Consider the following 26,587-nt stretch of genomic DNA (forward strand, 5'->3'; position numbering starts at 1 on the left):
CGTCCGGACGCCGGGGCCCCGGGACGGGGACCCCGGCGGACCGGGCTCATGGGCGTCAGACGGTGGCGGGATCGGCCTCGGAGAAGGACATCACCGGGGGCTTGCGCCGGAAGAGCCGAGTGAGTCCGAGGAGGTAGACCACGCCGATGCCCATCCAGGCGAGTCCGACCTGGAACGTCACGCCCGAAAGGCTCGTCCACAGCCAGACGGTCAGGGCGAAGCCCACCAGGGGCACCAGTCCGTACCGGAGCAGGTCGCCGGTGGAGCGCCGCCGCTCGTCGACGAGGTAGCGCTTGATCACGGTGAGGTTCACCATCGAGAAGGCGATCAGCGCACCGAAGTTGACCATCACCACCGCGTTGTCCAGGCTGATGAAGAGCGCGACGAGCGACACCGCGGACACCACGGCGACGGCGAAGACCGGTGACCTGAACCGGGCGTGCAGCATGCTGAACGCGCGCTTGGGCAGCACGCCGTCCCGCCCCATGGAGTAGAGGATGCGGGAGACGCTCGCCTGGGTGGCCATCGCCGATCCGAAGGCGCCGATGACGTAGATGCCCACGAAGATCGTCTCGAACGCGGCGCCGCCCAGGGCGGCCATGATGTCCACACCGGCGGTGTCGGGGTTGGCGAAGTCGTCGTAACCGGGGTGCGCGAGGCTGCCCATCCAGGCGACCAGGATGAACAGCAGGCCGCCGATCAGCGTAGTGAGCACGATCGCCCGCGGGATGTCCCGGCGCGGGTCCCTGGCCTCCTCCGACAGCGTGGAGACGGCGTCGAACCCGAGGAAGCTCAGCGCCAGGACGGCGGCGCCGGAGAACACGCCGGCGCCGGGCGTGAAGGGTGCGAAGGGCGCCGGGGAGGGGTGGCCCCCCAGGTGCTTGAGCGACAGCGCGACGAACACGAGGATCAGCACCACGGAGACGCCGACGACCAGGACGTTGACCCGACTCATCACGGTGATGCCGAGGATGTTGAGCGCGAGCACCACGAGCAGGGCGCCCAGGGTGAACGCCCACTGGGGCACGGCGGGGAACTGGCTGTGCAGGTAGATCCCGATGAGCAGGAAGTTGATCATCGGGAGGAAGAGATAGTCGAGCATCAGGGTCCACCCGGTCAGGAACCCGACGTGCCCGCCGAAGGTCTGCTGGGTGTAGGTGTAGGCCGATCCGGCGGTGGGGTACACCCGGGCCATCCGGCCGTAACTCACCGCCGTGAACAGCATGACCACCAGGGCGACCACGTACGCCGAGGGCAGGTGCCCCTGGGTGATCTGGGTGACGGCGCCGTACGTCGTGAAGACGGCCACCGGGGCGAGATAGGTCAGCCCGAACAGCGTCAGGCCCGGGACGCCCAGGACCCTCTTCAGTCCAGGGTCCGCGGCGGGTTCTTTCATAAAACGTCACTCCTGTCGGCAGGGGGGTGAATTCGGGTGCCGGCCATCCACGTGCCGCGGACGGCCGACCGGAGTGCGATGTCATGTGGGTCCATCTGGCGTACGTCGACGTCCAGCCAGACCAGGTCGGCGACCTTCCCGGGGGTCAGCAGGCCGCGCTCCTCCTCGGCGAAGGCCTGGTAGGCGACCCCCGCCGTGTACGCGGACAGGGCGTCGTCGAAGCCGACGCGCTCCTCGGGCAGCCAGCCGCCGGCCGGCTCCCGCTCCTCGTTCTCACGCGTCACCGCGACCGGCAGGCCGGCCAGCGGGCGGTGGTCGCTCACCGGCCAGTCGCTGCCGAAGGCCACGGTGACCCCGGCGCGGAGCAGCGAGCCGATGAGGTACTGCCGCCGAGCGCGTTCGGCGCCGATCCTGGGGAGGGTCAGCTCGGTCATCGCGGCGTCGGTACGCGCCCACAGGGGCTGGAGGTTCGCGGTCACGCCGAGCTCGGCGAAACGCGGCAGGTCCGCCTCGTCCAGCACCTGGACATGGGCGATGACCGGCCGCCGGTCCCGTGGGCCGTTGACTCGGACCACGTGCTCGATCGCGTCCAGGGCGGTCCGCACGCCGGCGTCGCCGATCGCGTGCAGGTGCGCCTGCAGCCCCATCGCGTCCACGGCGGTGAACGCCTCGAGCAGCTCCTCGTACGGCCAGATCGGCATGCCGCGCGTGCACGGGTCGTCGCTGTAGGGCGCGAGCAGTGACGCCGTGCGGTTCTCCAGGATGCCGTCCACGAAGAACTTGACCGTGTTCACGGTGAGGCGGTCGTCGCCCAGCGCGCGCACCCGGTCGCGGGCGTCGGCGAACTCGGCGAGCTGGACGCGCCAGCGCTCCGGGTCGGCGCGCAGGCCGAGGTTCACCCGGGTGGCCAGCACGCCGCGCCGGGCCGCCTCGACGTACGCCTCCACGGAGGCGTGCTCCACCCAGGCGTCCTGGATCCAGGTGGCCCCGGCCGCCGCGTAGGACTCGGTGGCGATGCGCAGCGCCCGCACCAGGTCGTCGGTGGTGCGGGCGGGCGCGGCGCGGAGGACGGCGTCCACCGCGTCCCATTCGTACATCGTGCCGATCAGCTCGCCGTCGGCGCGGCGGGCGAAGGTGCCGCGGGCCGAGTCAGGAGTGGAGGCGGAAAGACCGGCCCGCCTCATGGCCTCGGTGTTGCACCAGATCGTGTGGTAGTCCCAGGCGCGCAGGACGACGGGCCGGTCCGGTACGGCCGCGTCCAGCCAGCGGGCGTCGAACACGCCGTCGGGGGCCAGGGTCGAGTCGTAGCTGGCGCCGACGATCCACTCGGCCTCCGGGTGCGCGGCGGCGTACCGGCGGACCTCCTCGACGATCTCCTCCACGCTGCCGCAGGACCTGACTCGCGGGCCCATCGCCTCAAACCCGGCGTGGTCGGGGTGGCAGTGGCCGTCACCGAAAGCCGGGAGCAGCAGCCCGCCCTGAAGGTCGACGACCTCGTCGGCGCCCTGTTCGGTGGCCTGGGCGAGAGCCTCGGCCCCGACGGCCTCGATCCGGCCGTTCCAGGTGGAGAGGGCCGGGACGGTGCTCCCGGTGCCGGTCCAGATCGTGCCGTTGCGGAAGAGGATGCGAGTCATCGGCGTCCAAAAAAATGAATGTCGTTCGTTTAGTGCGGGAAGGATAAGTTGTCCGGAGGCCAAAGCGGAAGGGGTCGGCCGGGCAAAATGAGAAGACGCGCAGGCCGACCGGCCACACCGATCCTGAGCAGGGAGATCATCGCGCGCGCCGCCCTCGGGCTCATCGACGACGCCGGAGCCGAGGGGTTCTCCCTGGCTGCGCTGGCACAGCGGCTCGGGGTGCGGCCCTCCTCCCTCTACAACCACGTCGCCGGCAAAGACGACATCCTGGCCGCGGTCCGCGAGCTCGTCTCGGACTCGATCGACGCCTCGATGTTCACCCGGCTGCCGTGGGACGAGGCGATGGTCCTGTGGGCGCACGGCTACCGCGCCACCTTCGCCGCGCATCCGCCCGCCATTTCGCTCCTGGCAACGCTTCCGATCTCCGGCGCGCTGCGGACCCTGCGGATGTACGAGCAGGTCGTCACCGGACTGGAACGCGGCGGCTGGCCGGCGGAGATGATCATCCCGGTCATGGTCTCGGTCGAGTCGTTCATCCTCGGGTCCGCCCTGGACATGGTGGCCCCGCCCGACATGTTCGAGTCCGGGCCGCTCTCGGCCGAGGCGCCCTCCTTCGCCGCGACCGTACGCGCCCGCGACGAGGCGGCGGCCGCCCGCCGGTGCCCGCCCGCCGACCTCTCGTTCGAGGTCGGGCTGGCGGCGATCGTGGAGGGACTGCGCGGCACGCTGCGATCACTCGCCGGGTGACGTCCCGCCGCGACGAAAATCTGCCCCTATGAAGAATCAAACGTTCTGGTATACGTTGACTTCAGATTCCGGTGTGAATACCGATTCGTTCGATGCTTTCTAAGGCAGTGATCATGATCGACCGTGCTCGTCTCGCCGACCTGCTCGACCGTGAGCGCCGCGCGTTCCGTGACCGCAACCCGCGCTCGGCGGCCGCGTACGAGCAGGCCCGCGCCCACCTGTTCGGCGGCGTGCCGATGACCTGGATGAACAAGACCGCCGCCGGTTTCCCGCTCTACCTGGCCGAGGCCCGGGGCGCCCGGGTCACCGACGTGGACGGCCACACGTACGTCGATCTCTGCCTGGGCGACACCGGCGCCATGGCGGGGCACTCGCCGCAGGCGACCGCGGACGCGGTAGCCGACCGCTTCGCGGGCCGTGGCGGCGCGACCGTGATGATGCCGACCGAGGACGCGACCTGGGTCGGAGCCGAGCTCGGCCGCCGCTTCGGCCTGCCGTACTGGAGCTTCTCGCTGACCGCCACCGACGCGAACCGCTGGGCCATCCGGCTGGCCCGGGCGATCACCGGCCGGCCGAAGATCCTGGTGAACAGCTACTGCTACCACGGCAGCGTGGACGAGGTCCTGCTCGTGGTCGGCCCGGACGGCGAGCAGGTCTCCCGCGAGGGCAACGTCGGCGCCCCCGTCGACCCGACCGTCACCTCCCGGGTGGTGGAGTTCAACGACCTGCCGTCCCTGGAGCGCGAGCTGGCCCACGGCGACGTCGCCGCCGTCCTCATGGAGCCCGCCCTCACCAACATCGGCATCGTGCTGCCGGAGCCCGGCTACCTCGACGGGGTGCGGGAGCTGACCCGGCGGTACGGCACCCTGCTCATCAACGACGAGACCCACACGTTCTCGGCCGGGCCCGGCGGCTGCACGGGGGCGTGGGGGCTCGACCCCGACATCGTGACGATCGGCAAGGCCATCGGCGGCGGCATCCCCAGCGGCGGGTACGGACTGTCCGCCGAGGTGGCGGCCCGGATCGAAGGGATGAGCGGGCTCGACCTGATCGACATGGGCGGAGTCGGCGGCACGCTCGCCGGGAACGCGCTCTCCGTGGCCGCCATGCGGGCCACCCTCGAGCACGTGCTCACCGACGACGCCTTCACCGCCATGACCGAGCTGGCGACCCGCTTCACCAAGGGCGTGCAGGAGGTCATCGACGAGCACGCGCTCCCCTGGTCGGTCACCCAGCTCGGTGCGCGCGCGGAGTACCGCTTCACCGACCCCGCCCCGCGCAACGGCGGCGAGTCCAACGCGGCCGGCGACCCCGACCTCGACGACTACCTGCACGTCTACCTCGCCAACCGCGGCGTGCTGCTCACCCCGTTCCACAACATGGCGCTGATGTGCCCGGCCACCACCGAAGCCGACGTCGACCGGCACCACGAGGTGTTCGCGGCCGCCGTGGCCGAACTGGTCGGATGAACCTCGACGAGATCGACCGGCTCGTCCTGCGCGAGTTGCAGCGGGACGGCCGGGTGTCCTACACCGCGCTGGCCGAGACGACCGGGCTCTCGGCCCCCGCCGTACGCCAGCGGGTGCAGCGGCTGCGGGACGAGGGCGTCGTCCAGATCGTCGGCGTGACCGACCCGATGGCGCTCGGCCTGCCCGTCATGGCACTGATCGGTGTGCGCGTCGAGAGCGACGTGCACACCGTCGCCGACCGGATCAGCGAGCTGTCCGGCGTGATCTACGTGGTGCTCACGTCCGGCTCGTTCGACATGTTCGTGGAGGTCGTGTGCAAGGAGCCGGCCGAGCTCCTCGCCATACTCAACGACCACATCAAGCGGGTGCCCGGAGTCACCCGCGCCGAGGCGTTCACCTACTTCGGGATCCACACCCACCGCTTCGCCTGGCCGGGCACCTGAGCCCTTCGGGCGGCGTGTGGCCTGAGTCCTTCGGGCGGCGGGCGGATGGTGCGGGCCGCCCGCGGTGGGCGGCCCGCGCCGACGGTCAGCCCTTGTCCAGCGCCAGGTTGAGCGTGAGGACGTTCACGGCGGGCTCGCCCATGAAGCCGAGGGCGCGCCCGGTCGTGTTGTCCGCGATGAGCCGCCTGACCCGCTCCAGCGGGATGCCGCGCTCCTTGGCGACCCTGGGCGCCTGGAGCTCGGCGTACGCGACCGAGATGTGCGGGTCGAGGCCGGAGCCGCTCGCGGTGACCGCGTCCGCCGGGACCACGGCCGGCGCCGTACCTTGCACGGGCACGGTACGGCCGGCGGCCAGGTCCTCGCCGGGCTTGGCGCACTCCACCTTCACGCCCTGGTACTCGGCGACGAAGGGGGTGGCCGGGCATGCCTGGTTCGCGCTGACCACCCGGGTCGGCGTGCCGACGGCCGGGAAGACCTTCAGGACCGCGCCCACGCCGTCGTCCGTGCAGTACGGCCGGGCGCCGCTGACGCCTTCGAGCTCCCCGACGGCGCGGCTGCGCGCGCACACTTCGGTGAGCAGGCTCCGCTTGCCGGTGTCCGGTTCGCCCTTGGCGTTCTTCGCTCCGGGTACGGCGAGCATGTCCAGGACGTTCTCGGGGCCGAGGTTGCTCGCCCCGCTCGCCGTCGGGTCGTAGCCGTTCCCGGCCGCGCTCGGGCGGCTCTGGAAGTACTTCCTGATCGGGGCGCCGTCCTTGCCGGTGAAGGACTGCCCGATGAGCGAGCTGCCGACGACCGCGCCGTCCTTCCGGACGGGGGAACCGTTGGCCTGGTCGTTGAGAAGCGCCTGGGCGACGCCGGTGACCGCGAGCGGGTAGGCGATTCCGAGCACCACGGTCAGCACGAGCAGCGCGCGGATCGCGGCGAGATGCTGGCGGATCCAGCCTGGCAGACGTTCCATCACGACATCCCCGGGATGAACTGGACGAACAGGTCGATGAGCTTGATTCCGATGAACGGCGCCACGATGCCGCCCAGGCCGTACACGTAGAGGTTGCGGGAGAGCAGCTTGGCGGCGCTGGACGGGCGGTAGCGCACGCCTCGGAGGGCAAGGGGGATCAGCGCGACGATGACGAGCGCGTTGAAGATGACCGCGGAGAGCACCGCCGACTGGGGGCTGGCCAGGCGCATGACGTTGAGCACGCCCAGGCCGGGGTAGACCGCCGCGAAGATCGCGGGAATGATCGCGAAGTACTTGGCGATGTCGTTGGCGATCGAGAACGTGGTCAGCGCGCCCCGGGTGATCAGGAGCTGCTTGCCGATCTCGACGATCTCGATGAGTTTGGTGGGGTTGGAGTCGAGGTCGACCATGTTGCCCGCCTCCTTGGCGGCGGACGTGCCGGTGTTCATCGCCACGCCGACGTCGGCCTGTGCGAGCGCGGGCGCGTCGTTGGTGCCGTCACCGGTCATGGCGACCAGCCGGCCGCCCTCCTGCTCCCGCTTGATCAGCGCGAGCTTGTCCTCGGGCGTGGCCTCGGCCAGGAAGTCGTCCACCCCGGCCTCGTCCGCGATCGCCTTGGCGGTCAGCGGGTTGTCCCCTGTGATCATGATGGTGCGGATGCCCATCCGGCGCATCTCGTCGAACCGGTCCCGCATCCCGGCCTTGACCACGTCCTTGAGGTGGATCACGCCGAGGACCCGGGCCTTGCCGTCGGCGATCTCGCCCACCACCAGAGGCGTGCCGCCGGAGGCGGAGATCCCGTCGACCAGGTGGCCGACCTCGTCGGTCGGGTGCCCGCCGGCGTCCCGTACCCATTTCATGACCGCGGTCGCCGCGCCCTTGCGCACCTGGCGGCCGTCGACGTCCACGCCCGACATGCGGGTCTGGGCGGTGAACGGCACCCACACGGCGTGGGCCAGCTCGCCCGGCTGCCGCTCGCGGAGGCCGTGGGCCTGCTTGGCGTACACCACGATCGAGCGACCTTCGGGCGTCTCGTCGGCCAGGCTGGCGAGCTGGGCCACGGTGGCCAGTTCGTCGGCGCTCACTCCGCTCGCCGGTACGAACTCCGACGCCTGCCGGTTTCCGAGGGTGATGGTGCCGGTCTTGTCCAGCAGCAGCGTGCTGACGTCTCCCGCCGCCTCCACCGCCCGGCCGCTCATGGCGAGCACGTTGCGCTGGACCAGCCGGTCCATGCCGGCGATGCCGATCGCGGACAGCAGCGCGCCGATCGTGGTGGGGATCAGGCACACCACCAGCGAGGCCAGCACCACGCCCGTGACGCCGTTGCCGGTCAGCGCCAGAGAGTCCGGAATGCCGGGGTTGACGCTCTTGGAATAGATCGCGAGGGGCTGCATGGTGGCGGTGGCGACCAGGAAGATGATCGTCAGTGCGGCCAGCAGGATGTTCAGTGCGATCTCGTTGGGCGTCTTCTGCCGGTTGGCGCCCTCGACCAGGGAGATCATCCGGTCGATGAAGCTCTCCCCCGGTTTCTGGGTGATCTGGACGATGATCCGGTCGGAGAGCACCTTCGTGCCGCCCGTCACCGCCGACCTGTCGCCGCCGGACTCGCGGATCACCGGCGCGGACTCCCCGGTGATCGCCGACTCGTCGACGGAGGCGATGCCCTCGATCACGTCGCCGTCGCCCGGGATGATCTCCCCGGCCTCGACGATGACGACGTCACCCTGCCGCAGTTCGGTCGCCCCGACCACGTCCCAGGCACCCACGTCGCTCCTGTCGCGCAGGCGGCGGGCCGTGGTGTCGCGCTTGGCCGCGCGCAGTGTCGCCGCCTGGGCCTTGCCCCGGCCCTCGGCCACGGCCTCCGCCAGGTTGGCGAACACCACGGTCAGCCACAACCAGACCACGATCGCCCAGGCGAAGAACGAGGGATCGACGGCGGCCAGCACGGTGGTGAAGACCGCGCCGATCTCGACGATGAACATGACCGGATTGCGCCACAGCGTCATCGGGTTGAGCTTGCGCAGCGCGTCCGGCAGCGAACGGACCATCTGCTTGGGATCGAGCAGGCCGCCGCCGACCCTGCCCTTCCCGGGGGTACGGCCCGGCGCGTGGAGCACAGGTGTTGACATGTCAGTGGATTCCTTCTGCGAGCGGCCCGAGCGCCAGGGCGGGGAGGAACGTGAGGCCGACCAGGATGATCGTGACGCCGACGACCATGCCGACGAACTGCGGCCGGTGGGTGGGCAGCGTGCCCGCGGAGGCGGGGATGGGCGATTGCCGGGCCAGCGAGCCAGCCAGGCCGAGCACGAACACCATCGGCAGGAACCGGCCGAAGGCCATGCACAGGCCGAGCGCGGTGTCGTACCACGGGGTGTTGACGGTGAGGCCGGCGAACGCCGAGCCGTTGTTGTTGGAGGCGCTGGTGAAGGCGTAGAGCACCTCCGACAGGCCGTGCGCACCGCCGTTCAGCATGCTCGCGCGCTGCTCGGGGGACGCCATCGCCAGCGCCGTGCCGATCAGGACGAGCGCCGGGGTGGTCAGGAAGTACAGCGAGGCGAGCTTGATCTCGCGAGAGCCGATCTTCTTGCCGAGGTACTCGGGCGTGCGGCCGACCATCAGTCCGGCCACGAAGACGGTGATGACCGCGAGGACGAGCATGCCGTACAGGCCGGAGCCCACGCCGCCGGGCGCGACCTCGCCCAGCATCATGTTGAACATCGTGATCATGCCACCGAGCGCGGTGTAGGAGTCGTGGAAGGAGTTCACGGCCCCGGTCGAGGTGAGCGTGGTGGCCGCGGCGAAGGTGCCGGAGTTGGCCACGCCGAACCTGGCCTCCTTTCCCTCCATGGCGGCCCCGATCGCCTGCGGGACCGTGCCGTTGTGTGAGAGTTCCAACCAGGTCAGGACGCTGACGCTGGCCAGGGCCAGCACGCCCATGATCGCGACGATGGCGTACCCCTGCCGCTTGTCGCCGACCATGCGGCCGAAGGTGCGCGGCAGCGAGAACGGCAGCATGAGGATCGCGAAGATCTCGACCCAGTTGGTCCAACTCGTGGCGTTCTCGAAGGGATGGGCGGAGTTGGCGTTGTAGAAGCCGCCGCCGTTGTTGCCCATCTCCTTGATGATCTCCTGGCTGGCCACCGGGCCGCCGGTGATCGTCTGGTTCCCCCCGGCCAGTGTCGCGACCGTGTGCGGATCGGCGAAGTTCTGGATCAGGCCGCCCGCGACCAGCACCAGGGCGCCGACGAAGGCGAGGGGCAGCAGGATGCGGATCGAGCCGCGGACCAGGTCCACCCAGAAGTTGCCCAGATCATCGGTCGCCTTGCGGGCGAAGCCGCGGACCAGGGCGATCGCGACGGCCATGCCCACCGCGGCGGAGACGAAGTTCTGCACGGCCAGGCCGGCCATCTGCACCAGGTGGCCCATCGTGGACTCACCCGAGTACGCCTGCCAGTTGGTGTTGGTCACGAAACTGACCGCGGTGTTCCACGCGATGTGGTCGGGCACCGGGCCGAAGCCCAGCGACAGGAACAGCTTGTCCTGCAGGCGCTGGAACGCGTACAGGAACAGGATCGAGACGGCCGAGAACGCCAGCACGGATCGGGCGTAGACGGTCCAGCGCTGCCCGGAGTCGGGACGGACGCCGATGACCCGGTAGATCACCCGCTCAACGGCGAGATGCCGGGTGCCGGTGTAGACGCGGTACATGTAGTCGCCGAGCGGCCGGTGCACGATCGCGAGGGCGACGACGAGGGACGCGATGAAGACGATTCCCGCGACGGTCGGCGACATCAGAACCGCTCCGGGAACAGCAGGGCCGCGACCATGAAGATCACCAGGCCGACGGTCACGACCAGGCCGGCCGCGTTGACGGCGCTCACAGCCGCTCCACCGCCTTCACAACGAGCCCGAGGACCGCGAAGATCGCGATCGTCAGGGCGACGAAGATGACGTCTGCCATCCCCACTCCTCAGATGCCGGATAGGTGCCTCAGGGCCGCCCAGATGAGCGGCCCTGCAGCAAGCAAATCGCGGAGTTAGTGAGAGTTCGCCCCGTCTTGACGGCTTTCCTACGCCGTCCTGTTGATTATTGACAGCATTCCTACGTGGGCGGCCGACAAGCGATCCGCAGCGGAGCCGTCACGGACGCGCAGTCCCGACCTCAGGCCCTCGGCGACGTTCCTGGGGCCGGGACATCAGGAGGCCGGGGCATCAGGGGCCGGCGGCGTCGCCCCTTGGGCTAAATCTGACGTTTTGGAGGCTTTTCCTCCCGTTTGTTCCCACCTCGTTCTGAGAAGAAAACGCATGGATGGTGGGTCGCGAAAGGAAAAACCGACCGTGCCCGATGTCGACAGTTCGCCGGATTCCATCGAAGAGCTGGATCTCGATTCCAGCGTGGACAGCATAATCACTGCCGGAGAGACCGCAGCTCGTTTCGCCCGCGAATTCGGGCTGAACGAGGACGGCTGCTACCGGCTCGGCCTGGCGGTTCATGAAGCCGTCGCCAACGCGGTCGTTCACGGAAACCGGCACGCGCCGGAGAAGAGAATCCGCATGTGGATTTCCTTCCGGCGAGACCGCATAACAGTGACGATCCGCGACGAAGGCGAAGGGTTCGATTCAGGCGGCCTGCCCGACTGGCCGGACCCGAGGAGTCTGCACAGGTCAGGCCGCGGACTTCCACTGATGAGGGAATTCGTCAACGAACTGTCCTTGCGTCATCACGACGAGCCACCGGGCACCGAGGTCCGCCTGATCAAAAACGTCCGCCACTGAATCACATCGACGAAAGGACGCCACAATGCCTCAGCTGACTCTGACCGAACGCCGGAACGGCGACGTCACCGTGCTCGACGCGGCCGGTAAAATCGTCATCGGAGACGGAAGCGTCCAACTCAGGGATCGCGTACGCGACCTGATAAGCAGTGGACATTACAAGATCCTGCTCAACCTCGGCGCCATTTCCTACGTAGACAGCTCCGGCATCGGGGAGCTCGTCTCCTCCTATACGACGGTCAACAACGTCGGCGGGCAACTGAAACTCGTCAACCTGAATCGCAAGATCCAGGATCTGCTGATGATCACCAAGCTGCTGACCGTCTTCGAGACATACGACGACGAAGAGGAGGCCGTGAAGAGCTTCCGCTGAGGCCCCTGCTCGCTCCGGCCGAGGTGGGTGACGCGACCGCTGCCGGAGCGAGCCCCGAAGAGGCTCGCTCACGCCCTGGCCGCTGGGAGCCGGGAGAGGACGGGCCAGAGGGCTTCTACCGGAAGCTCGGGTTCCAGCTCACAGGTGAGCAGAGTGAGGGCCAGACAGTCGGGGTGCTGGATCTGACGAACCCCGCGTAAAGGCGAGAGCCCGGCCCCCTCCTCTGCCTGAGCGCCCGTCAAAGCGCGGCGAAGGAGGAGAGAGGCTGTTCCGTCCAGATGACCTTGCCGTCGGCGGTGTGGCGGGTGCCCCAGCGTTGGGCGAGTTGGGCGACGAGGAACAGGCCGCGTCCACCTTCGTCGGTGGTGGCGGCGCGACGCAGGCGTGGTGAGGTGCAGCTGCCGTCGGAGACCTCGCAGATCAGTGTGCGGTCGCGGAGCAGGCGCACCTGGATGGGGGCGCCCGCGTACCGGATGGCGTTGGTGACCAGCTCGCTGATCATCAACTCGGTGGAGAACGTCAGCTCCTCCATGTCCCAGTCGGCCAGTTGCCGGGTGACCGCCGTACGTATGCCGGAGACGGCTGCCGGGTCGGCGGGCACGTCCCACTGGGCGACCTGCTGGGCGTTCAACGCGCGGGTGCGGGCGACGAGCAGGGCGACGTCGTCGCTGGGCTGGGCGGGGAGCAGGGCTCCGAGCAGCGCGTCGCAGGTCTCCTCCGGCGGGCGGTCGGGGTGGGTGAGAACGCACCGCAACTGGTCGATCGCGACGTCGATGTCGCGGTCACGGTGTTCGATGAGCCCGTCGGTGTAGAGGATCAGCTGGCTGCCCTCGGGCATCGCGATGTCGACGGTCTCAAAGGGCGCACAGCCCAGGCCGAGAGGCGGTCCCGCGGGCACCTCGGGAAGTTCCACGGTGCCGTCGGGGAGGACGAGCGCCGGCGCGGGGTGGCCTGCGCGAGCCATGGTGCAGCGTTGGGAGACCGGGTCGTAGACCGCGTACAGGCAGGTGGCACCGATGATCCCGGCTCCGGCCGCCCCGTCCGGGTCCTCGTCGAGGTCGAGACGGCCGACGAGGTCGTCGAGGTGGGCGAGGACCTCGTCAACGGGCAGATCGAGGTCGGAGAAGTTCTGGACCGCGGTGCGCAGGCGGCCCATGGTGGCGGAGGCGTGGAGGCCGTGGCCGACGACGTCGCCGACGACCAGCGCCACGCGGGCACCCGACAGCGGGATGATGTCGAACCAGTCCCCGCCCACGCCGGCCTGCGCGGGTAGGTAGCGGTGCGCGGCCTCGACAGCGGTCTGCTCGGGCAGGCCATGAGGGAGCAGGCTGCGTTGCAGAGTCAGGGCCGTCGTGCGTTCGAGGGTGAAGCGGCGGGCGTTGTCGATGCACACCGCGGCGCGGCCGGCCAGTTCCTCGGCAAGGGACAGGTCGTCCTCTTCGAAGGGACCCTGGTGCTCCAGCCGGTAGAAGCTCGCCACGCCCAGGACGACGCCCCGGGCGAGCAAGGGGACGGCGATGGCCGAGTGGATTCCACGCGCGCGGACCTTCTCGGCACGTGCGGGATCCTCGGGCAACCACGTGGACGCGAGAGCCGGTAGTGGTGAGAGCACAGACTGCCCGGTCGCCAGGCACCGTGCTTGTGGCGTGGCCGGGACGAACGTGACCAGATCGCCCACCGGGTACAGGTGGGAGCCCTCGCTGACGGCGCCGAGCGCCACCCGGCGCATCGCTCCGCTCACGTTGGTCGGCTCCTCCCCCCTCAGCACGGCGTCCGGCAGATCGACGGTGACGAAGTCCGCGAGCCGCGGGATCGCGACCTCTGTCAACTCCTCGGCGGTCCGGGTCACGTCGAGAGTGGTGCCTATGCGGATGCCGGCTTCGGTGAGCAGTTCCAGACGCTGCCGTGCCAACAGGGCGAGTCGGCCGACTCCTGGCTCGCCCACGGCGATCAGCCACTTGTCCGTGACACTGGGCGGCTCGGTGAGAGCGGATCGGTCGGGAGAGGCGGTTGTGTATGGCGGAGACAAGGTGATCGGGCTCGGAGTGACGTTCTTGTACGGCAGGACAGGGCGAGCGGTGGTGGCGAGACGCCGGAGCGCACCGCCGGGCAGGACCGCCTCGACGGCGACGCCGGTTTCCCCGGAGGAACTCGTCACCGGCCGGCTCAGGAGTGTGGCCGCCCGGCCGTGCGGGAGGGGCACCTCGACGATGGCCGCGTGTCCCGAGGAGATCAGCTCCGCGGCCTTCTCCTGCAAGATGAGCCGGTCGTGCCGGTTCAGCAGATCGCCGCCCGAAGCTCCTGGGCCGACAGGCTCGCCCTCCTCCGGCCGGAGGAGGGAGGCGGGCGGGGCACCGCCTGCCGCGCGGTGGGCCTGGAAGAACGTCCGGAGCAGGGCCCGCTCTCGTTCCGTGCTCTGATCGAGGAGACGCCGTTCGATGCTACGGGCCGCCTCGCGAGCGAGGGCCAGCATCGCCGGATCGGCATCCTCACACAGGCAGGTCAGGTCCAGCAGACCTCGGCTCTGTCCACTGAGGGGGTCGCGGATGGGAATGCCCGCACAGCTGAATATCCGCAAGGCGTCGACGAAGTGCTCGCGGCCGTGAATCAAGACGGGTCTCCGATCGACCAGCGCGGTGCCTATGCCGTTGGTGCCGGCGAACTGCTCGGCGTATCCGAATCCGGGGGCGAGCCCTCGCGCGTCAAGAACTCTGTTCAGTGACGGATCGTCGACGCGGCGGTCGATGATCCGCGCCTGCTCGTCGCAGAGGAGCACGCCCATCGGCATGCCGTAGAGCGCGGAATTCAGCTGATCGATCACGGGACCGGCGGCGCGGATGAGATCGCTTTCCAGGTCCAGGTCCTGGTGGTAAGGGATATCGACCTGGTCGGCCCGGATGCCCAGGCTTTGACAGCGCTGCCACGAGGTCAACACCGATGTCCGCACGCCTGCGCCGACGGGTCCCCCCGTAAGGAAGCGCTCGCAGTCCTCGGTGAGAGCATCGGTGTCATTCCATCCGGCCGTCACTTCGAGCGCTCCCCCCACATGGCGCTTGGATCATGATGGGCGCCGGGATCATGCCGCGGAGACCCCATTTGGATGTAACAGCATTTAATCGATTTGTTCATATAGGTGCAGTCTATGAACGTTATGCAAAATGGGGGGAGATACCTGCACTGGATTTCATCGGCTTTGACCAAAGCGGGCAAGGCCGTACCGGACCCTTAAAACCCAGATCGTTCACACGATTCACTTCGTACGTCCCGCCCGCAAGGGATGCGGTACAGGGTCACAGGGCAAGGCGGGGGCCCCGCCGGAGGTCCCCGCCGGAGGCGTGGTTTTCAGCCGGTCAGCTTCTTGAACATGCGGACATCCTCGTGGCCGCCGGGGATGCCGAGCATCGCGAACCCAAAGCGTTGAGATGCCGCACAGACCGCCCCAGGTCCAGGCGGTCAGTCCCGCGACCAGCGCGCCGGATTCGTCGGTGACCTTGACGGAGAAGGAGTCTCCGTAGGGCGTGCCGGTCGCGGCTTCGTTGAAGGCGGTCAGCGCCTCGTCGAGTCACCTGCTCAGTTCGGGGTCGTGGCCGCCAACGGTCAGGACCGGACGGGCGTTAGCTGTCATGCTGACGGAGTGCGGCAGTGGTGTCCGGTTCAGGGCGAGTTGTCTCCGGGCGACCCGAGGCACCGGAGGTTGAGCACTCAGGCCCGCGCCTGGAGTCGCTGGATGCAGTCGAGTAGAGCCGCATCGACCTGGCTGCGGCTGTAACCCCGAATGACGATGTTGAACTTGGCAGCCCGGATAACGTCCGGAGTGACACGTTCCAGCTCATCCACCGAGCCGGTCAGAGTCTTCTCGATTCGCTGGAACAATTGGTGGACCGGATGGCGGTCATAACCACGAAAGACCACATCAAACGTGTACCGATTTGATGGTCCATCGGAGAACTCGCCCGGCTCCTGATTTACCGAATCATTCATGAAGCCGATAATGGCACATATGTCAATGCCGGGCAATAGGCCGACCTACAGTAACTGACTGTCCTTGATCCCTCATTTCGGACGCGAGTCGCGAGACACGCCGGCGCCCTTCCCCGCGAGTCAAAAGGCAGTCTCCTGCCGCAGCGACGAGATCGAGCGAGAGGGTCCCCTTTTGCAAGGAGGCCGGGGTTATGTTGTGGTTGATGCGAAAGGCATTGTGCGGGTCCGATGCCCCACGGCGACGTGAAGCCACTCATGCCGTCCTGCCGTCGAATAGCCGCTTACGTTCAGCCGTGTACGTCCACCACGGACGTGCCGGCTCGCCGTCGGCCTGCCGGACCGCGGAGATGAGCGTGTCCAGCAAGCACGGGTCTTCCGGGTGCCCGGCTACCGCCTGCATTCGTTCGAACAGTTCTACGGGATCCGCCCCTCGGAGTTCACCGACGGTCGAGATGCCAATCCGCTGGAATCGCGCCGCTACCTTCGGGCCCACGTTCGCAAGCGACCGCACGGGACGGTCATCGCGGGTATGGCCAGGGTACGAGCTTGGCTCGGTTGGTGACATGATCTGAGTCGCCCTCTCCACTTGTACGGGTTGACCCCCGAGTGAGGGAGACCCGATGCGGACCTTGCTTGCCCTCTAAGGATCATCAAACCTCCGCCTGCGGTCTTGTACATTCCGGCCATCACGTGCGGTCGCGCGAGGACACATCCTCCACGAGGATGACCCTGCTCTCGTCAACCCCGAGCTGACCGGTTTCCTCGGCACCGGCGCCAAGCCATGAGGCTGTGCCACACACTCCCTAACGCGATCTATACGACACCTATACAGCCGCTGATCACGCTGATCCCGACTGTCCGATCGCGTTAGGCGGAGGTAGACGGTGCTGAAGAAACTGGGGCGGCTTACCGCATTACCGCCCCTCATTGTCTTGGCGCTGACATCCACTGTTCTCGTACCGCTCCCAGCGGAAGCCGCGCCCGTTCCGATCAAGACCCAGGATCCGACCGCCACCTGTCCCGACGAGATGCCCACCGAGATCTCCGCCAAGCTGGCCGCCGCGGTCTGCGGTAAGCGGATCAAGGTGGCGTCGCTCACTTCGGAGACAGACGAGTACTTCATCAACCCAGATGGCACCGTGACCCAGGACCATCGCTACCGCCCTGTCCGGGTGAAGCAGGGCGACCAGTGGGTCGCCGCGGACGCGACGCTGGTCGCGAACCCGGACGGGTCGGTCACGCCGAAGGCCGCCGCCATTTCCTACCACTTCTCCGGCGGCGGTGAGGGCCCGCTGGTGAGCGCCTCCGAGGAGGGCACCGAGCTCACCCTGGGCTCGCCCCTTGGCGCCCTGCCCAAGCCGGTGCTGGACGGCGCGACCGCCACCTACCCCGAGGTGCTGCCCGGCGTCGACCTGGTGCTCACCGCGGATGTCGACGGATTCGCCGAGAAGCTTGTGGTCAAGACTCGCGACGCGGCCGCCGATCCCAAGCTGAAGGCCCTGACGTTCGCCACTTCCCTGAAGAAGGGCAAGATCAAGGCTGACAAGCACGGCAACGTCACGATCGTGAACGCCAAGGGCGACGCGGTGTTCGCCTCTTCGGCGGCGGAGATGTGGGACGCCACCGCTGAAACCGCAATGAAGCGGAACCCCGCCGCCCCGACCATCAGCGCAGGGGCGGGCAAGCGCAGCAAGATGGACGTAACGCTCTCCGACGGCGCCATGAAGGTCATCCCTGACGCCGCCCTGCTGGTCGACCCGGCCACCGTCTTCCCTGTGACGATCGACCCGAGCTTCACCTCGGCCAAGTCGGGCTGGACGTACGTCGACTCCGCCTACCCGACCAGCACCTACTGGAACTCCACCAATGACGCCACGAGCGGCACCAGTAACTCCGGCGGCTACAAGCGGCGCTCGTTCTTCAACATGAGCCTTTCGGGGATGGGCACGAGCAAGCACATCATCTCCGCGACCTTCAACATCAAGGAGACCTGGGCCTGGTCCTGCTCGGCCAGGAACGTCGAGCTGCACAGGACCGCCGGGGTGACCTCCTCCACCTCGTGGAACAACCAGCCGGCCTCCAACCTGAACATCGGCGCGAAGAACGTCGCCTACGGCTGGTCATCCAGCGGGGCCGGCGGCCCTTCGAGTTGCCCCGCGGCCTGGGTCGGCTGGGACGTGACCAGCGCCCTGCAGGGCATCATGGACTCCGGCGGCACGTCCATCACGTTCATGGTGAAGGCCGGGAGCGAGACGGACAACTACTACTGGAAGCGGTTCGAGAACAACCCGAACATCTCCATCACCTACAACACCGTCCCGGCGACGCCCACGAACCTGGCGATCGCGCCGTGCACGACCTGCACCAGCCCCGCCCTGGTGGGCATCTCCCAGCCGACGCTGTCCGCCAAGGTCAGCGACGCGGACGGGCAGGCGCTGCGGGCCGACTTCGAGGTGTGGACACCCGACCACGTGACCAAGGTCAGCAGCGGGTCGGTCTCGAACATCTCCTCCGGCGCCACCGGCTCGTGGAAGGTGAGCACGGCTCTCGCCAACACCTCCTACCACTGGCGGGTCCGCTCCTACGACGGCACCGACTACAGCGCGTGGTCGAGCTGGTTCACCTTCACCGTGAACGCCGCCCCTCCGCCCGCCCCCGACGTCTCCTCCGACGACTACCCCCAGGATGGATGGGCGAAGGGTTCCGGCCAGGTGGGCAAGTTCACCATCACGCCCTCCGGCACTGACGTGTCGGCCGTGCTCTGGTCCTTCGACGGCGGCGCCCAGCAGTCCGCCGCGAACTCCGGCTCGCCGTACACGCTCAGCTGGACCCCCGGCAGCGACGGCCCGCACACCCTGAAGGCATGGGTCAAGAACAAGGCGGGCAACCAGTCCGCCGCCACGACGTACGCCTTCAACGTCGGCGCGTCGGCCGTCACCTCGCCGAAGGACGGACAGTCGACCGCTCGCCGTACCGTGCTGACCGCGACGGGCAGCTCGGGGCTGACCGCGGTCACCTTCTCCTACCGGCGCGGCGAGGCCGACACCTGGCATCAGGTTCCCGCCGCCGACGTGCGGAAGAAGTCGGACGGCGGGGCGATCACCTGGCCGGTGGCGATGGCCTCGGGCGTCTCTCCCGATCTGGTCTGGGACACCACGCACACGCTTACCGAGGACGGCGTGATCCAGGTGCGCGCCGAGTTCACCACCTCGACGGGAACTGCGGCGTCGCAGCCGGTCGACCTGATCGTCGACCGCAACGCGGAGGGCGCGTCCAGCCAGCCCATCGGGCCGGGCTCGGTCAACATGCTCACCGGTGACTTCAAGATGGCGGCCACCGACGCCAACGTGTTCGGCGTCGGGCTCATGCGCTCCTTCTCCTCGCGAAACCCGCGCAAGGGCTCGTCGCTGCCGGGGATCGCGGCCATCTTCGGCACCGAGTGGACCCCGAACGGGCTCGCCCAGTCGGGGCAGGGCACTTTCGCGACCCTGCGCAGCACCTCGGCCACCTCTGTCGAGCTCGGCGGCGAAGACTCATCGGTGGCCTTCACCAAGAACACCGACGGATCCTTCACCCCTCAGCCCGACGCCGCCAATCTGAAGCTGACCTACGACTCGGCCGCCGATCGATACACCCTCTCCGACGTCAACTCCGGCGAGCGGACGGTCTTCGCCAAGGTGGGCCCGTCGGCGACGACCTATCTGGTCCGCGCCGTCTACCCGGCGAGCGGCAAGGGCAGCACGGCCTTCGTCTGGGAGTCGGTGACCGGCTCTGACGGCAAGTCGCTGGCCAGGCCTCTCAAGATCATCGCGCCGTCCTGGTCGGTCGCCTCGCAGAACGACTGCGACGTGGACAGCCTCGCCGTCCTGCCCCAGGGCTGCCGGCTGCTCAAACTGACCTACGCCACCACGACGACCGCGGGCTCGCAACTCGGCGACGTGGCCGGCCAGGTCAAGCAGATCAGTCTCTGGGAGGGTGGGAAGAGCGCGCCACAGGGCCTGGCCGAGTACCGTTACGACGACCTGGGCCGCCTCCGCGAGCAGTGGAACCCCAACACCCCCGATGTCAGGACCCGCTACGACTACGACCTGGGCGGCCGGGTGAACCGGTACACCCCGCCCGGCGACCTGCCATGGACCTTCACCTACGGCAAGGCGGGCAACCTCGACACCGCGGCCGACGGGATGCTGCTCAGCGCCTCCAGGCCGACGCTCCGCCCGGGAACCATGAGCGAGACGAACGGCACCGCGACCGTCTCAGTGGTGTACGACGTCCCGATCAGCGGAAGCGGCTCGCCGTACACGCTGTCCGGGGCGACCACGGCGACGTGGGGCCAGAACGACGCGCCCGTCGACGCCACCGCCATCTTCCCGGCCGACCAGGTGCCCGCGAACCACACGGGGCGCGGCGGTCTGGCCGCGTCCGACTATGGCCGCGCCACGATCATCTACCTCAACGCGTCAGCGCAGGCGGTCAACCGCGCCGAGCCGGGCGGCGGCATATCCGCCACCCAGTTCGACGCGCAGGGTAACACCGTGCTCTCGCTGTCGGCGGGCAACCGGGCGCTCGCCCTGGGGCAGGGGACGAACGCGGGGAACGACCTGGCCCAACTCGGCCTGCTCAACACCCCGACAGAGGAGCGGGCCCGGCTGCTCTCCGAGGAGTCCGGCTACAGCTCCGACGGACAGCGCCGGCAGTCCGAGTTCGGGCCGCTGCACCTGATCAGGTTGGACGGGGCTCAGGTGGCGGCCAGGAAGCACACGGTCAACACCTTCGACGAGGGCCGGCCGGCGGACGCCAAGGTGGCGAACCTGGTCACCACGGTGACCGTGGGCGCCTGGGTGCCCGGCAGGACGTCGGACGCCGACCCCAGGGTCAGCAAGACGTACTACGACTGGAACACCGGCAAGGTCACCAAGACCGTCGACGACCCCGGTGGCCTGGCGATCACCAGGACGACCGCCTACGACACGGAAGGCCGGGTGATCAGCACCACCATGCCGAAGTCGTCGGGTGACGACGCCGGCACGACGACGAGCGAGTACTACACCGCCGACGGCACGGGCACCTGTGGCGGCAAGGCCGAGTGGGCCGGGCTGCTCTGCCGTACGAAGGCGAAGACGGCGATCTCCGGCGGCGGCTCCAACCCCGCCGAGCTGGTCACCAAGGTCCACACCTACGAGGCGGGCGGCCGTCTCACGGCGGTGACCGAGACCGCGAACGGGGTCACCAGGACCACTGCCACCACGTACGACGCCGCGGGCCAGATCGTGAAGACCACGATCACCGGTGGCGTGGGCACAGCGGTTCCCGAGGTGACCGCGACCTACGACGCGGCGGGGCGCACGGTGCGGACCACGGCCTCCAACGGAACCGTGATCAGCAGGGAGTACGACGCGCTGGGACGCCAGGTGTCCTACACCGACGCCGACGGCGGTGTGACCAGGGTGGAGTACGACGCGCTCGATCGGGTGATCAAAAAGACGGACGGTGCCCCATCGACGGTGACCTACGCCTACGACACCTCCGCCGACCCCAGAGGCGTGCTCACCTCGATGACCGACTCGGTCGCGGGCACGTTCACCGCCCGCTACGACCTGGACGGCTCCATCGTGCACGAGGACCTTCCGGGAGGCGTCTCCTACAACCTCCTCAGGGATCCGGCAGGCGCGCCGACCTGGCGCGGCTACCAGAACGCCGCCGGAGTGAAGCTGGTCGACGACTCGGTGACCTGGTCGATCCACGGCCAGCAGGTCACACACAACGGGCTCTCGGCGCAGCAGATCGGCTATGACAAGATCGGCAGGATCGGTTCGGTGGACGACACCGTGAGCGGGACCTGCACACGGCGGACGTACGGGTACGACGCCAACTCCAACCGCACCTCGCTGACCAGCAGCCGCTGCGACGGCTCGGGCGCGGTCACGGAGAACCACGCCTACGACGGCGGGGATCGGCTGGCCGACTCCGGTTACGTGTACGACGCCTACGGTCGCACCACGGCCACACCCGCGGGGCTGACGGTGAGCTACTACACCACCGACCTGGTCAAGTCGATGACCTCGGGCTCGGTGCGGCAGTCCTACACGCTCGACCCGCAACTGCGGCGCAACACCACCATGCTGGAGCAGCTGTCCGGCGGGACGTGGAACAGCATCGGCACGCGGATCGAGCACTTCGACGCCGATGACGACATGCCCGCGTGGGTCGTGGAGAACGCCACTTCCGGAGCCGTCACCAGGAACATCCGCTCGATCTCGGGTGGCCTGGCAGCGGTCACGTCGGCCACCGGAGACGTCCGGCTGCAGCTCACCAACCTGCACGACGACATCAACGTGGTGTACACCGTGGTCGGCGGGGTCCCGCTCGCGCTGGACTTCGACGAGTTCGGCAACCCGCGCCCGGGTCAGCCCTCGACGCGATACGGCTGGCACGGCGCGGCCGAGCGGGCCTCCGACACGCCTGACGGCACCATCCTCATGGGCGTCCGGCTCTACCAGCCCAAGCTGGGACGGTTCCTCCAGACCGACCCGGTCGAGGGCGGGAGCGCCAACGCCTACGACTACGCGTACCAGTCGCCCACCTCGAACGCCGACCTGGACGGCAAGAAGTGGTACTGGTGCACGAACTTCTGGCACTTCGCGTTCAACCACTGCGGTATCAGCTACGCGTGGTATCACGGCAGTTGGCGCTCCGTCCAGTGGGTGAAGACCCCGGCGGGCTGGTGGATCCGCGGCGTGTACTACGACTACTGCACCAAGGCGCCCGACAGGCCGCTCGGGTTCGACTTCCGTCAGGCGTGCATGATGCACGACTACGGATACGCCCTGCGCAACGCGAGATACATCCACAACAAATACGAGGTGGACTACGTCTTCTACTACGTCCTCTACTGGGGCGTCTGCCCGCACTACTTCTTCAAGGGGACGTGCAGGAGAATCGCCTATGACTACTACCTCGCGGTGCTCGCCTTCGGCTGACCCGCCTTCGAATCACTGACCCGCACCGGCGGGAGCCGTCACGACGGCTCCCGCCGGTGTCCGTGTGAATCGGATGTGGATCGGATGTAGATCGGCTCGACTCATGGGGTTGACGGGAGTAAATCGATCGTGCACATTGAATCAACTTTGATCTTTGTGCACGACCGTTCTCTTCCGGGGAGCGCGATGGAGTTCGCCGTCTTAGGGCCGCTTCACGTCTCAGCCGATGCCCAGCCACTACCGCTCGGCGGAGGGAAGCAGCGCACCCTGCTCGCCGAACTCATCTGCCACGCGGGACGCGCCGTGTCCCGCTCCATCCTCATCGAGGCGCTCTGGGGCCAGACCCCGCCACGCACCGCCGCGGACAACCTCCGGCTCTACGTACACCAGCTCCGCAGGACGCTGGGCGGGGACCGGATCACCCGCACCAGCGCCGGTTACGGGCTTTCCATCCGTCCGGAAGAGTTGGACGCTGACCGGTTCGAGACCCTGGCCGAACAGGGCAGGGCCGCCCTCGCCGCCGGAGACCACGAACGGGCCGCCGCGCTGCTCAGGCGATCTCTGGAGCTCTGGCGCGGTCCGGCGTACGCGGAGCTGAACCTCACCGCCGGGCTTCGCGACCACGCGCACCGGCTGGAGGAGGTGCGGCTCACCGCGTTGGAGAACCGGATCGAGGCGGACCTGGCACGCGGAATGCACGCCGCGCTCATCGCTGAGCTCAGCGGGCTCGTCGCCGAGCATCCGCTGAGAGACCGGCCACGCACCCAGCTCATGCTCGCTCTGGCCAGGTCGGGACGGCAGGCGGAGGCGCTGGCCACCTACCAGGACGCCCGACGGCTGTTCGCCGCCGAACTGGGCCTGGACCCCGGTGCCGAGCTCCGCCACCTGCACCAGGCCATCCTCACCGGCACGCTCCCCGTCGACACCTCCACCACCCCGTCAGGCGATATCTCCCCCGCCCAGCTTCCGACCGGCATCTCCGACTTCACCGGTAGGGAGGACCAACTCGCCCAGCTGACGGGCCTCCTCGGCAAGGAGCCGCCACCGGGACCAGGGCCCGTGCGCGTCTGCGTCATCACCGGGATGGGCGGGGTCGGCAAGACGACGCTCGCCGTACACGCCGCCCATCGGATCGCGCGGCACTATCCCGACGGCCAGCTCCATGCGAACCTGCACGGCGCGGAGGCCTGCCCCTCCGACCCGACCCAGGTCCTCGCGGCCTTTCTCACCGCGCTCGGCACGCCGCGCTCCACCCTGCCGGAGACCACCGAGGAGCGGGCCGCGTTCTTCCGGAGCCGACTGGCGGAGCGCCGGATGCTCATCGTGCTCGACAACGCCGCCTCAGAAGAGCAGGTCCGCCCGCTGCTCCCCGGCACGTCCGGCTGCGCCGTCATCATCACCAGCAGGATCCGGCTGACCGGGCTGTCCGGCGCGCCCCTGATCGAACTCTCCGTGCTCCCGCCCAAGCAGGCCGTACAGCTGCTCTCCAGGATCGCGGGGGCCGGCAGGGTGGCCGCGGAAGCGAAGGCGGCGGCTGAGATCGTCAGGCTGTCGGACTGCATCCCGCTCGCCGTCCGGGTGGCGGGAGCTCGGCTCGCCGCCAGGCCGCACTGGCCGCTGACCCACCTGGCCAGGCAACTCACCGACGAGCGGCGGCGGCTTGACCGGTTCACCACCGGCGATCTCGCCGTCAGGGCCAGCCTGGCGCTCAGCTATGTGGGGCTCGACCACGAGACGTGCAGGGCGTTCCGGCTGCTCGGCTCCCTGGACGTGCCCGACTTCGCCGGCTGGGTGGCCGGGGCGCTGCTGGACCTGCCCGTGGCGGCAGGCGAGGAGCTGGTCGAGGCTCTGGTGGACGCGCAGCTCGTGCTGATCAGCGGGACGGACCCGGCGGGACAGCCCCGGTACCGCTTCCACGACCTCGTCCGCCTGTACGCCCGCGAACGCAGCGAGCTCGAAGACGAACCGGAGATCGTGGCCGCGGCGCTCGGCAGGGCCTTCGGGGCATGGCTCGCGCTGGCAGAACACGCCACACAGAAAGTGCCCGGCACCTCATCCGCCATCATCCACGGCACCGCCCCTCGCTGGAGCTCCCCCGACGAAACCCCCTGGGAAGGTCTGGCCGAGCAGGACCCGATGGCCTGGTTCGACACCGAGCGGCCGGCGCTGGTCGCGTCGATCCGTCAGGCCTGCTCGCTGGGCTTGGCCGAGGTCGCGTGGGATATGGCCTGCTGTGTGGAGCGCTACTTCGACGTGTGCGGGCAGTTCGACGACTGGCGCGCGCTCCACGAGGGCGTTCTGGACGCATGCCGTAGGGCGGGCAACAGACTCGGCGAAGCCATGATCCTGCGCGGGCTCATGCACGCCACCACGTGGATGGAGACCGGCGGCGAGGCCATGGCCGCGCAGTTCGACGGGGCTGAGCAGCTGATCGCCATGTTCTCCGAGTTGGGCGAAAGGCGCGGGCTGTCCGACGCCTACGTGCTGCGAGCCTGGGGGGAGGCCGCCAGGGGCGATATGACGCAGGGCCTGCGGTCAGGGCGGATCGCGCTGAGCCTCGCGGAAGGCAGCGGCCACCTGGGCGGGGAGGCCAGGGCGCACGTGTGCATGGCTGTGGCGTACGGAACACGGCAGATCAGGATGGCCATCGTCCACCTGCTGCGCGGCTTGGAACTGGCCGAGAAGCTGGGCAACCCGCGTTTCGAGGCCACGGCTCTGCAGTTCCTCGGCCTCGCGCACGCACACGCCAGAGAGTTCGAGGCAGGTCTGCAGTACCTCTCCAGGGCCCTGGCCATCTACCGCCAGTTCCGCGACCCGCTGCTCGAAGCGATGGGCCTGGTGGCGCTGGCCAAGCTCTACGCCGTACACCACGACCCGCGGGCCAGGGCCGCGGCGGAGGCGGCCGAGGCGCTGAGCCGCTCCCATCACCTGGCCCACCACACGGCCGACGCGCTCTGGGTGCTCGGCGAGGTCGACTTGGCGGAGGGCAGGATCAGCGAGGCGGTCACCCATCTGGAGGAGTCGGTCAGGCTCTGGCGCACCCGTGGCTGGCAGGAGTTCCTCGCAGGCGCGCTGGCCAGCCTCGCTGACGCCTACACCGCCGCCGGGGACCTCGCGGCGGCCGCGCAGGCCTGCCGAGAAGCGGGTGCCCTCGCCGGGATACACACCGATCAAATGCGGCAACCTACTCAATCGCGATGAGTATTCGTACCCTTATCAGGAGGTCCATCGCCGATAAGGATGAGTCATGAGCAGCGGCTATCGGACCTAGGAGTGATATGCCCCGTTCCGTCCTCGTGTGGGCGCTGGCCCTGATCATCGCAGGATCCATCGCGGTGGCCATCTGCGTCGCTTCCGCGCCCCCGGTCGCCGCCGACGCACCCCGCGACTTCATGGACTCGCCCTATCTGCTGCTCTCGTTCGTGGGCCTGGCGATCCTGGCCGGTCTGGCCGGATGGTTCGTTCCTCAGACAGGGTTCCTCTGGGGCCTGATCGCCGCCGCTCCGTTCTACGTCTATTTCGCGGTAGGCGTCATCGAGGAGCTCAGGGAAGGCGGCCAGGGCCTGTGGCCGGTCGGCCTGTTGTTCCTGGTGGGCCTCACCCTCATCCCTGTCGTCTCCGCCCTGACGACGTCTCTCGTCGCCAGGGCACGTTGAACTCCTCCCCGGCCTGAAGACCGGAGACTCTCCCGTCGCGTCACGGTCAAGCGGCGCGCGGGGGTTGACGCTTCACAGACCGGGCAGCCCCGAGGTCTCCACGTCCTGACACCACAGTTCCTGCGGCGTTGCTGATATTGATCGCGGCGTTGGTGTCAGCGTGGCCGGTCCACCC

Annotated in this window: 17 protein-coding genes; 8 read left to right on the top strand and 9 right to left on the bottom strand. The window is 68.7% G+C overall.

All coding sequences use genetic code 11. The annotated features are described in order from the left end of the window. Nucleotides 1-55: 55 nt before the first annotated feature. Both QSK17_RS22800 and QSK17_RS22805 read right to left on the bottom strand, forming a co-directional pair. The gene (locus tag QSK17_RS22800) at nt 56-1,396 is read right to left on the bottom strand and encodes an APC family permease (RefSeq protein ID WP_285707129.1); all 1,341 of its coding nucleotides are present in this window, start codon (nt 1,394-1,396) and stop codon (nt 56-58) included. Continuing rightward, on the bottom strand, nt 1,393-3,030 hold the full coding sequence (locus tag QSK17_RS22805) for an amidohydrolase (protein WP_285707131.1): 1,638 nt from the start codon (nt 3,028-3,030) through the stop codon (nt 1,393-1,395). The genes QSK17_RS22800 and QSK17_RS22805 overlap by 4 nt, the downstream gene beginning before the upstream one ends. An 87-nt stretch (nt 3,031-3,117) precedes the next feature. Between QSK17_RS22805 and QSK17_RS22810 the strand changes: the two genes are divergently transcribed. The 3 genes from QSK17_RS22810 to QSK17_RS22820 all read left to right on the top strand — a co-directional run bounded on the left by QSK17_RS22810 (nt 3,118) and on the right by QSK17_RS22820 (nt 5,689). Next, nucleotides 3,118-3,777: a TetR/AcrR family transcriptional regulator gene (locus QSK17_RS22810; protein WP_285707133.1), complete on the top strand. Its 660-nt coding sequence runs from the start codon at nt 3,118-3,120 to the stop codon at nt 3,775-3,777. A 113-nt stretch (nt 3,778-3,890) separates the two neighbouring features. Continuing rightward, the gene (locus QSK17_RS22815) at nt 3,891-5,246 is read left to right on the top strand and encodes a transaminase (protein ID WP_285707134.1); all 1,356 of its coding nucleotides are present in this window, start codon (nt 3,891-3,893) and stop codon (nt 5,244-5,246) included. After that, nucleotides 5,243-5,689, top strand: coding sequence for an Lrp/AsnC family transcriptional regulator (locus QSK17_RS22820; RefSeq protein ID WP_285707135.1), 447 nt, complete (start codon nt 5,243-5,245; stop codon nt 5,687-5,689). The genes QSK17_RS22815 and QSK17_RS22820 overlap by 4 nt, the downstream gene beginning before the upstream one ends. Before the next feature lie 85 nt (nt 5,690-5,774). Here the strand turns inward: QSK17_RS22820 and QSK17_RS22825 are convergent, their stop codons facing one another. From QSK17_RS22825 to kdpF, 4 genes are read right to left on the bottom strand one after another with little or no spacing between them, the layout of a single operon-like run. After that, nucleotides 5,775-6,647: a potassium-transporting ATPase subunit C gene (locus QSK17_RS22825; RefSeq protein WP_285707136.1), complete on the bottom strand. Its 873-nt coding sequence runs from the start codon at nt 6,645-6,647 to the stop codon at nt 5,775-5,777. After that, on the bottom strand, nt 6,647-8,776 hold the full coding sequence (gene kdpB, locus QSK17_RS22830) for a potassium-transporting ATPase subunit KdpB (RefSeq protein ID WP_285707137.1): 2,130 nt from the start codon (nt 8,774-8,776) through the stop codon (nt 6,647-6,649). Before kdpB ends, QSK17_RS22825 begins: the two co-directional genes overlap by 1 nt. 1 nt (nt 8,777) lies before the next feature. Further along, complete coding sequence (gene kdpA / locus QSK17_RS22835; protein WP_285707138.1) at nt 8,778-10,439, bottom strand: potassium-transporting ATPase subunit KdpA; 1,662 nt, start codon at nt 10,437-10,439, stop codon at nt 8,778-8,780. After that, nucleotides 10,439-10,528: a K(+)-transporting ATPase subunit F gene (gene kdpF / locus QSK17_RS22840; RefSeq protein WP_285707139.1), complete on the bottom strand. Its 90-nt coding sequence runs from the start codon at nt 10,526-10,528 to the stop codon at nt 10,439-10,441. Before kdpF ends, kdpA begins: the two co-directional genes overlap by 1 nt. Nucleotides 10,529-10,984: 456 nt before the next feature. Here kdpF and QSK17_RS22845 point away from each other — a divergent pair, with 456 nt between their 5' ends. Both QSK17_RS22845 and QSK17_RS22850 read left to right on the top strand, forming a co-directional pair. Continuing rightward, on the top strand, nt 10,985-11,422 hold the full coding sequence (locus QSK17_RS22845; protein ID WP_285707141.1) for an ATP-binding protein: 438 nt from the start codon (nt 10,985-10,987) through the stop codon (nt 11,420-11,422). Nucleotides 11,423-11,447: 25 nt separating this feature from the next. Continuing rightward, entirely contained in the window at nt 11,448-11,795 is a 348-nt protein-coding gene (locus QSK17_RS22850; RefSeq protein WP_285707143.1) for an STAS domain-containing protein, read from the top strand. Nucleotides 11,796-12,033: 238 nt separating this feature from the next. Here QSK17_RS22850 and QSK17_RS22855 read toward each other — a convergent pair whose 3' ends face one another. The 3 genes from QSK17_RS22855 to QSK17_RS36245 form a co-directional block, all read right to left on the bottom strand. Continuing rightward, nucleotides 12,034-14,823: a SpoIIE family protein phosphatase gene (locus QSK17_RS22855; RefSeq protein ID WP_285707145.1), complete on the bottom strand. Its 2,790-nt coding sequence runs from the start codon at nt 14,821-14,823 to the stop codon at nt 12,034-12,036. 674 nt (nt 14,824-15,497) lie between these two features. Further along, entirely contained in the window at nt 15,498-15,776 is a 279-nt protein-coding gene (locus QSK17_RS22860; RefSeq protein WP_285707146.1) for a DivIVA domain-containing protein, read from the bottom strand. Between the two features lie 253 nt (nt 15,777-16,029). Then, on the bottom strand, nt 16,030-16,341 hold the full coding sequence (locus QSK17_RS36245) for a helix-hairpin-helix domain-containing protein (protein WP_352231830.1): 312 nt from the start codon (nt 16,339-16,341) through the stop codon (nt 16,030-16,032). A gap of 367 nt (nt 16,342-16,708) precedes the next feature. On the opposite strand from QSK17_RS36245, the gene QSK17_RS22865 reads away from it, so the two are divergent. From QSK17_RS22865 to QSK17_RS22875, 3 genes are all read left to right on the top strand, one after another. Further along, nucleotides 16,709-22,756, top strand: a complete 6,048-nt coding sequence (locus QSK17_RS22865; protein ID WP_285707147.1) for a phospholipase A2 — start codon at nt 16,709-16,711, stop codon at nt 22,754-22,756. A gap of 186 nt (nt 22,757-22,942) precedes the next feature. Then, nucleotides 22,943-25,957, top strand: a complete 3,015-nt coding sequence (locus QSK17_RS22870; protein ID WP_285707149.1) for an AfsR/SARP family transcriptional regulator — start codon at nt 22,943-22,945, stop codon at nt 25,955-25,957. Nucleotides 25,958-26,034: 77 nt separating this feature from the next. Beyond that, on the top strand, nt 26,035-26,412 hold the full coding sequence (locus QSK17_RS22875; RefSeq protein ID WP_285707151.1) for a hypothetical protein: 378 nt from the start codon (nt 26,035-26,037) through the stop codon (nt 26,410-26,412). Nucleotides 26,413-26,587 lie beyond the last annotated feature (175 nt).

Source organism: Microtetraspora sp. NBRC 16547, from assembly GCF_030268965.1.
In the GTDB taxonomy this organism is placed as follows: domain Bacteria; phylum Actinomycetota; class Actinomycetes; order Streptosporangiales; family Streptosporangiaceae; genus Microtetraspora.

Bases quoted from the DNA above. Each gene is read 5' to 3' on its own strand.
- QSK17_RS22860 (WP_285707146.1), bottom strand. From the start codon at position 15,776: ATGAATGATTCGGTAAATCAGGAGCCGGGCGAGTTCTCCGATGGACCA.
- QSK17_RS22870 (WP_285707149.1), top strand. From the start codon at position 22,943: ATGGAGTTCGCCGTCTTAGGGCCGCTTCACGTCTCAGCCGATGCCCAG.
- QSK17_RS36245 (WP_352231830.1), bottom strand. From the start codon at position 16,341: ATGTCACCAACCGAGCCAAGCTCGTACCCTGGCCATACCCGCGATGAC.
- QSK17_RS22810 (WP_285707133.1), top strand. From the start codon at position 3,118: ATGAGAAGACGCGCAGGCCGACCGGCCACACCGATCCTGAGCAGGGAG.
- QSK17_RS22825 (WP_285707136.1), bottom strand. From the start codon at position 6,647: ATGGAACGTCTGCCAGGCTGGATCCGCCAGCATCTCGCCGCGATCCGC.
- QSK17_RS22815 (WP_285707134.1), top strand. From the start codon at position 3,891: ATGATCGACCGTGCTCGTCTCGCCGACCTGCTCGACCGTGAGCGCCGC.
- QSK17_RS22800 (WP_285707129.1), bottom strand. From the start codon at position 1,396: ATGAAAGAACCCGCCGCGGACCCTGGACTGAAGAGGGTCCTGGGCGTC.
- QSK17_RS22820 (WP_285707135.1), top strand. From the start codon at position 5,243: ATGAACCTCGACGAGATCGACCGGCTCGTCCTGCGCGAGTTGCAGCGG.
- QSK17_RS22850 (WP_285707143.1), top strand. From the start codon at position 11,448: ATGCCTCAGCTGACTCTGACCGAACGCCGGAACGGCGACGTCACCGTG.
- QSK17_RS22805 (WP_285707131.1), bottom strand. From the start codon at position 3,030: ATGACTCGCATCCTCTTCCGCAACGGCACGATCTGGACCGGCACCGGG.
- kdpB (WP_285707137.1), bottom strand. From the start codon at position 8,776: ATGTCAACACCTGTGCTCCACGCGCCGGGCCGTACCCCCGGGAAGGGC.
- kdpA (WP_285707138.1), bottom strand. From the start codon at position 10,439: ATGTCGCCGACCGTCGCGGGAATCGTCTTCATCGCGTCCCTCGTCGTC.
- QSK17_RS22875 (WP_285707151.1), top strand. From the start codon at position 26,035: ATGCCCCGTTCCGTCCTCGTGTGGGCGCTGGCCCTGATCATCGCAGGA.